The sequence below is a fragment of the Thalassospira sp. MCCC 1A01428 genome (assembly GCF_002115825.1).
Classification (GTDB): domain Bacteria; phylum Pseudomonadota; class Alphaproteobacteria; order Rhodospirillales; family Thalassospiraceae; genus Thalassospira.
Genome location: NZ_JFJZ01000087.1, coordinates 1 through 7,834, shown reverse-complemented (window position 1 = coordinate 7,834; position 7,834 = coordinate 1). Strand labels below are relative to the sequence as shown.

The following is a 7,834-nucleotide window of genomic DNA, read 5'->3' as shown; positions in this document are numbered from 1 at the left end:
AGGCAAAATCAGCCCTGAAACGACAATACCCCAGCACATCGCTCGGTCAATCCGATCTTTCGCTCTCATCTGCAAGGTAACTGTGAATGGAGAGTTCCAATTGTTGGGGCTCGTTTCAAGGAGAAAAATGTCCCAATGCCGCTTTCAGTGTCTGACAGAAGACATCTGTCTTGGCACCAGAGCCGGAGATCTTGGTAGGCACGACTTCACCCTTGGGATAGGCGCGTTTTACCGGCGCCTCGCAAACCCTGTAGCCCAGTTGTCCTGCCCGCACCGTTAGATAGAATAGAAGTTCGTACTTCTGAAACACCTCCCGAAAAGGCTGCACCCGATCATCCAGCAAATAACGCACGGAATATCCGCGAAATCCATTGGTCGTATCGGTGAACCAATGATGGCCTGCTAGGCTGAGTAACGGTGCATGGATCAACCGGTTGCCAATGATACGCTCAAGCGGCGTGTTCTCGGCCAGACCGCCTTTGGCATAGCGGGAACCCTGTACATAGTCGTAACCGCCCTCAAGCTTTTCAATAAACAAGCGGATGGCCTCAACGCCATCTTTTCCATTGCCGTCGATGGTCACGATACCTTCATATCCCTCTAGAATGCACCAAGCATAGGCCATCCGCAGCTGGGCAGATAGCTTACCTGATCCAGTTTTGGTTAGTACTGCGCGTACATTGGTCGCGCGCATGAACTCTTCATCCAGCGAACCGTCGGTAGAGCCGCCATCCGCCACAATCACGTCGATAGGCAAATACTCCCGCTGGATCCGCACGAGCTGGCCTCGAATTCTGTCACCTTCGTTGATCACCGGTATTACCAAGGCAAAGCGGTGAGATTTCGGCACAAAAATACTTTCGTAGCTGGAAGGTCTCTGCCAAGAGGATGAATCTGGCTGCTGCATTGGTAAGCTAATTCTGTCAAAGGTTGCACTATGAGTCATGGGTTCCCTTTGTTGGTGGCCTCTGGTTGCGCGGTGTTGACCGGAAGACGAAAAATTTACTGACGAGATAATTGACGCCGAATGACATAACCGTGGCCAGAAGCAGAATAGCAAGGTCGTCTCGCACTGCATTCAGTATCTGTGACAGCCAGTAGACGACAGTAAGCCGCGTGGCCAAGGTAACCCCAAGTGCACCACAGTACAGCAGCATCCGGCGCGTGGACAGTTGGCAATCGGCGCGCCGGAAGGTCCAGAATTCGTGAAGCATGTAGTTAAATGCGGCCCCGACGACAAAGCCGGCGGCAGCGGCAAACACGAGATTGAGCCCGAACACCGACGACAGTCCCCAAGCCAGCAAGATGTCCATGACAAGTCCCGCCACGGCGACGATCGCAAACCGCAGGAACTCCGCGCTCTGGCCAAGTAGACGAACCTGTTTCATCACAGCAACTTCATGCCGGGACACTAGGCAGAAGATACCGCAGATCCGCCTTGGACCATGCCGGATCGCTTATGCGGATCAGCTCGAACAGATCATAGATATTATCGATCTTTCCCCCCAGTATGGAGACAATGCGGCTTGTGTCAGGGTTTCGCTGGAACAGGATTGGGCGGCCATCGTCCTGTTCATTCTTCAGCAGCACGGTCTTGACGTCGAACAGCACCTTGCGGATCTTCAGATCAGCAAGGCAGGGCACGTAGCGCTGTGCGTCGACTTTCATCTGATAGGCCCTGCTGGGCCCGCGATAGGCCTTGGCGACAGAATAGGGTGACATAGTATCTGGCGTGTCTATCCAATTCAGATGCGGCGTATAACGCACATGCGTCAGCGAATAGAGCTGTTCCGCAGGATAGGGCATCACCGAAAAGAATGGCCCGTCCATGAGCGTAACCGCCTGTCCTTCCAACTCCGATGGGATCTCGGCAAGCGCGATTTCGGCCAGTTCGTGCTTGATGCACGCCTCGGGCAGCCCGGCCTTTCTCAGGATCTGGTTCACGTGACCATAAGTTACGTTAAAAACTGTCCCGGCCCGCAGCTCCTGCCCGTTCGATAACCCGACGGTGACGCCGGTGTCGTCCTCGAACAGGGTGGCGACTTCAGTGTTCAGGCGCAGATCCATATTTAGCGCGTCCATACGCGCCATCAGGTCCGTGCGCAGGACGGAATAGTCAAACGCGCTTTCAGTGCAGTCAAAGACAGCTTCGACCAAATCGGGATTGAACAACGCCGACTGGCTGGCCGAGGCCTTGGCAATTGGTGCGCCCATTTCGTGGAACATTCGCCAGAACCGGGCGACCGGTACCCGCGACCGATGTCGTGCCACACCGTAAAGCATGCGGAAATCCGATACCACAGCCGCCGGAAAATCCTCGGCAAAGCGGCGATGAAGGACCATCGATTTGACGGCTGTTAGCATGCTTCTGGGGTAGTGGAACCCCGTGTGAACCCGCGCTTGGTTGACCCGGCTGGCTCGCGTCATGATCTGATCGCCTGCTTCGATGACGGCAATGCTGTCGGTGATCGAACGCAAGCACAGCGCCAAGCAGCAGCCGTAAAAGCCACCGCCGATAATGATAAAATCCACTTCATTCCTGTTTTTTATACTGTCCTGTGTCATCCGCCCTTGCTCATTTTTTTTCCGGCGGCTGCGCGGCCTCGATTCCGTTGGGATCGTAGTCGACGTTGAGCTCAGTCATGACCTCACTGAACAGATCCACCGTACTGCGTTCTTCAATTACATCTCGCCCCATGTCTGGAGATACGAGATCAATGATCATCTGAAGGCCGCTGGCTAGGCAGAAGACGGCCAGCCCCAAGAACGCCGCCGTTCCGCTCAGAAGCAGCGAGGTTGTGATCCATCCAGCCTGGATAGCGTCGAAAAAAATCCATACTCCTACAACATAGCAGACGAACAGCAGTGCGGCAAAAGCTACAAGCGCAGAGAGGATCGACAGATAGCCCAAAACGCGAGGGGCCAAGTTGACCATGAGTTTTTGGATCAGCGCTAACCGTCGTCCTGTGCCGCGTAGTCCGCGCCGCTCCAGAACGAGATTTTCGGGAACCAGCGTTTCCGTGATTTTGACCGAGGCGTCACGTGGAGCAAACCGCAGTGCCAGATCCTTGTCCGGTCGTGCGGCTAGCATCTCCAGCATTGATCTGGGGTAAACGACTGTCTGCATTTCTCGGGTTGAAACATGAAACCCGCTGGCCTTGCCCAAAACCCCGATAAGCGGATCAAGCAGATTACCCTTGCGACGCCGACTGATAACAAGGCTCGCCTCATTGATCGAGGTTTCAATCATTGTTACTAAATCCAAGTTTGTAGCTTCGGGTCCGGTGGACATGACCAAGACGTCACCGATAGCCTCAGAGGCCAGGACGAACCGCCTGCGGTATGTCGATGTGCCGACCCGTACCTTCAGCAGCCGCAGATTAGGCACCACATTAAAGAGCGGCGCAATATTTGCGGCCTCTTCTGCATCGGCAATGACCAGGATCTCCCAGTAGCGGAAATGCGCATTGAGCTGCACCGACAGGTGCCGTAGGGCCTCGAGCCCATCCTCTGTTGGCATGATTGCGGTCATGCCAACAGAGACGAGTACATCTTCACGCAGCTTTTTGGGGGGCAGGCCTGTGTTCTGACACATTACGACGCCCCTTCTGCCATGGCCAACTGGCGGGCCTGATTCAGCCTGACGACCGCTGCTGTCATCGCATCGACGGGTGCGTCGGAGGTGGCCTTCATCTCGATCGAGACGGCGCGATCATATCCGGTCTCGCGCAGCGCGCGCAACACCTTTTCCGCCTGTGCTGGGTCTGCGGGGGCAGGGGTTAGCTGCGGTTCGCTGAAATGAACATGTGATAGCAGGTCACCTGCATTGGTGATCAGTGCGGTCGTCTGGTCGAAGGTGCCGTTGATCTGCATGGTACCAATATCCAGAATAAAGCGCACTGCAGGGTGGTCGACCAAGTGCACAAAGTCGAGTGCCTGTTCGCCGTGGGTCAGAAAATTGGTGCCATAAACCGCTGGGTTCGCCTCAATCGCGATAACGGTGCCCTCAACCTGCGCCACATCGCCAAGGCGAGCAAAGACATCAACCGCCCTGTCGAGCGCCTCTGACGCGCTCATGCCGTCCGGGACGACACGCTGCTTGGGCGATCCGAAGACGAGGTTGGGAATCTGCAACCGGCCGGCTAGACGGATGGCCCGGTGCATGCCGGTCTCTAGGCGCTGAAGGGCTGCGGCGTCTTCGAACAGCACTGCACCGTCGACACCAAAGAGTAGGGATTGCATCGACACCAGCGTAATGCCCGCATGCGCAATTTCCCTAAGAGCACGGTTACACTCCTGGATATCTGGTTCAAAGGGGTCCTCGGCATCGAAGAAAAATAGACCGGGCGCGATCTCAAGGCCGTCGAACCCGTGTTCGGCAAGTGTCGCGTAGGCCCGCAGACGGTCTTCGGCAGACCAGGCTATATTCGAGACGGAATAGATCATGCTGCGCCCCGATGGTTCCGGACAAAGGCCATAACACGGGATTCGACTTGTTGCGCGTTCTCAAGATAAGGGCCGGTGCGCCCCCACAGCTCCGCATGCAGGGTGTGCATATCCTCATGATGTAGACGCGCGCCGGTTTTCGGCATTTCATGGCCCATCACTGCACGGTGGATCTGCGCGGCAACCAACGGCTCGGTTGCCAAATGCAACACATCGAGCCCTCCCACCAAGGCGGATTCGATATCCTCCCAGAGCCGGTCCACACCGTAGTATTGATACGTGCTGTCCGGGTTCGTGAACTGCACTGCTGTCAAAGCATGCTGTCCAAAGGCTTCTTCGATCCGTGCCTGGATGCCACTTTTGCGCAAACCAAGCCGATTCAAGATGAACATGCCGTTCTGGTTGTTCAGACTGTAGACCTTTTGCAGGATTTCGGCGTCCTCTGCCGAAACCACGCCCAAGGCCTGTTCCATCTTGGCGCGGTTCAGCATCGATGGCACCGGGTTCAGCAGGTCGAACAGAAAATTCTTCTTCAGTCCCGCGCCGAATAGCGCCGGAAGACGCAAGATCAGCGTGTCCGCAAAATGCTCTGCGCAGAAGGTTTCGAGCAGGCGGCGGTGACGACCATATGCCAGTTCACTCTGGAACGCTTCAGTCAATTCGTCATCTCCTGTGGCAAAATCGGCAAGGACCGCAATGGATGAGATCAGCACAAAGCGCCGTGCCCGGATACTGGCCAGATTATGACAAAGGGCCTTGATCTGCTGCAGATCGTATTCGGGAAAATTGTTGGCCTCGAACATGGATCCTGGGGCGGCGGCGCAGACAAGCGTGTCGAATTTGGTGCCCGCGCTGTCGTCGATGTTGCGTGAATTGAACTGTCCAGTAAAATCATGCTGTCGTAGCAGATTCCCCCCGACAAAGCCGGAATGTCCGATAATACCGTCAACGCTCATACATCGAAATCCTCTGTACTGACTTGTCGCATAGTGACCCGCGGACGCCCGTTAGCCGCGATGTTGTTTTGCTTGCGGGCAGGTGACTTTCATAGCAAATATCATCTTGCCGGTCAGTTCCATCTCATAGGTGCAATCCCTATCTGAAAGAGCCTCAAGCAGAGCTTGGTAACGTGGATCCTCTGCGCCTTCATGGCTATTCCAGTTCACGTGAACTGCGACGATGTAAAACGGTCCCTGCTGAGGAGCATTGCCAAGAACGTAATCGGCGTACCCTTTGAAGTTTCCAACAAGTCTGAAGACGACTGCCATACGGACCCAGCCAACCGGTCTGTTGAGTTGCCCTATCATGTCCTTGGCGATCGTGTTATAATTTTGCGATAAATAGGTCTCAGAAAAATATTTGGGATCTATCCGCCCGCTGCTCAGGTTCACCATTCCGAAATAGTTGTGCTGCCCGATCTCTGCGCCACGTTGTTTCAGCAATGAGACAAGGAGTGATCCACCATAATAAGGCACAATATTTGACCGGGCGGCGGCCTCCAGCCAGGTGATAAGCTTATCGCTTTCAGTATAACTCCTGTTGCGAGGGGTTAAGTAGGGTATGGAATTAACCAGGTTTGCCACGATTGCGGCAACTACAATTCCTCCGGCAATTCGGTTATTGTGTCCTTGTATCTTTTTTGTAACTAGGCTCATAGCTAGACCTGCTGCCATCGCAACAATGCCAGCTGTCCAGGCGATGTGCCTGGTTGCCGTTGCTGGGTATTTTCCGAGTACCGCCAGACTAAAAAACACAGCAAGGACAGTTACGGAAAACATAAAAAACCGCCTGGAATCTCCATTTCCACGAAAATAATATAACAGGATCAAGAAGATAAGCCCGACTGTGAAGCACCCAAAAAATCCATAACCTCTTACGATTGCGGCTGCAATTTTGAGTAAGGCTTGAAGGCCAACAACACCATAAGAATCCGGAAAACTCTCGACCTGGTAGGTTACGGATGTTTTTAATTGCACGTAATAAATCAGGCAGAAAATCCCAAATATAAAAAAAATAAATATCTCCTTTTTCGTCAACCACCCGAATTTTGATACCCTAACATAAAAAACAGTTAGAGCCGCACAAATAGCGATCACTAAGGTTGAGAACCCCAAGATAATTGCGAAAATCAGTACGCACAAATCACCTACCCTAAAAGCATCTCTCTCATTATAGCGTATCACCCAGGAAGCAATGACAACTGCGCCTGCAATTTCACAACCATAAAATTTTAGTTCAGTCACAAATTGAAAAAAGAATGAAATAGAAGCTAGAAATGTAACAGAAGCTAGGCACGGCAGTATTTTTCCTCTGAAGGTAATTGTTATCGTCGCAAGGGTTATCGAGACAATAATAAAAGAAAACAAAATGCGCATGGCCTGTATTGACAGCGCATAGCTTACATTTGAAAGAAGATTGAACGATGCGGGAGCAGCCTGTTGTGCATAAGGAAGAGGTTTGAAGATATCGAAGATACTTCCTAGCGGATAATTCAAAAGAGACGAAATTTCATCGATCCAGATGGATCTAGCTGAATAAAGGAAAATTTCGTATGCATAAAGAAGAATTAATGAAATAATTAAGATATATTTTAAAATGACTGCACCACATTTTTTTGAATTTAGATGGGGAGATAAATTCAGAATATCCATTTCTTACTCCAAAAAATTCTATAGATAAAATTATGATGATTCTCAATTTGATATTTCGAACAATATAACATTAACCTTTTAAATTCGCATCATATCATTTTGCTCATTATTTCCAACCGAAAAATTAGTGGTTTACGCCTAAAAAACTGGATCTTTTTTCATTGAAGATTTCCGCACTTGGTGTTTGATCCTGGAATTTTATAGTTCGCGTTTATTTTAAATACTTTCGGGCCTTACATCCGTTATTTGCAAATGAATTCGTAAGAAATGAGGCCTTTGAGGGTCTTGAGTCTTCGTGCGAAATTATAGGCGACAGCAAAGTCAGCAAGATATCTGAGCAGTTAACCATAGTCGTCATAATAAGAGCATTTGACAGTCGCCTCCCTGATTCTGCGGTTCATACGTTTCACTTGGCCGTTGATCCAGGGATGTTTCACTTTGGTAAAGCGATGATCGATACCGTTGTCGTCGCACACTCGATCAAAGATGCGCATCCCCGGATGGCAATATAGTTCCTGATCAAGATTTACTCGCTGCAATCCCGCAGCTTTACGCAAGCGCACAGAACACAGGTCAAGACCGATGCCTTCGATACCTGGATACCCGCCACATCGGGCGAAATGATCTCTGGCTGTATCCGGTCGATAGGATCGTTGGTTTTATGCCATTTGCCATGCACCATGTCGCCATCATGCCGGGAGGCGAGGCTCCGCAAAGTGGCAATAGCATTGGGGGCC

7 protein-coding genes and 2 pseudogenes are annotated in these 7,834 nt (G+C 51.8%); all 9 read right to left on the bottom strand.

The window, feature by feature from the left end; translation table 11 throughout:
- Nucleotides 1-115: 115 nt before the first annotated feature.
- Nucleotides 116-946: a glycosyltransferase family 2 protein gene (locus THS27_RS25380; protein ID WP_210403015.1), complete on the bottom strand. Its 831-nt coding sequence runs from the start codon at nt 944-946 to the stop codon at nt 116-118.
- A complete protein-coding gene (locus THS27_RS25375) occupies nt 936-1,388 on the bottom strand; it encodes a GtrA family protein (RefSeq protein WP_085595686.1) in 453 nt (150 codons plus the stop codon). Before THS27_RS25375 ends, THS27_RS25380 begins: the two co-directional genes overlap by 11 nt.
- Before the next feature lie 10 nt (nt 1,389-1,398).
- Nucleotides 1,399-2,565 (bottom strand): FAD-dependent oxidoreductase, encoded by a 1,167-nt coding sequence (locus tag THS27_RS25370; protein ID WP_085595684.1) that lies wholly within the window; start codon nt 2,563-2,565, stop codon nt 1,399-1,401.
- 10 nt (nt 2,566-2,575) lie between these two features.
- Nucleotides 2,576-3,595: a hypothetical protein gene (locus THS27_RS25365; RefSeq protein ID WP_085595681.1), complete on the bottom strand. Its 1,020-nt coding sequence runs from the start codon at nt 3,593-3,595 to the stop codon at nt 2,576-2,578.
- Entirely contained in the window at nt 3,595-4,446 is an 852-nt protein-coding gene (locus THS27_RS25360) for a sugar phosphate isomerase/epimerase (protein WP_085595679.1), read from the bottom strand. The genes THS27_RS25365 and THS27_RS25360 overlap by 1 nt, the downstream gene beginning before the upstream one ends.
- The gene (locus THS27_RS25355; RefSeq protein WP_085595677.1) at nt 4,443-5,402 is read right to left on the bottom strand and encodes a hypothetical protein; all 960 of its coding nucleotides are present in this window, start codon (nt 5,400-5,402) and stop codon (nt 4,443-4,445) included. The genes THS27_RS25360 and THS27_RS25355 overlap by 4 nt, the downstream gene beginning before the upstream one ends.
- 51 nt (nt 5,403-5,453) lie before the next feature.
- Nucleotides 5,454-7,097: a hypothetical protein gene (locus THS27_RS25350; protein WP_085595675.1), complete on the bottom strand. Its 1,644-nt coding sequence runs from the start codon at nt 7,095-7,097 to the stop codon at nt 5,454-5,456.
- Nucleotides 7,098-7,342: 245 nt separating this feature from the next.
- Nucleotides 7,343-7,585: pseudogene (locus tag THS27_RS27525) on the bottom strand (integrase core domain-containing protein); the annotation flags it as partial.
- 38 nt (nt 7,586-7,623) lie between these two features.
- A pseudogene (locus THS27_RS27265) lies at nt 7,624-7,834 on the bottom strand (hypothetical protein); the annotation flags it as partial.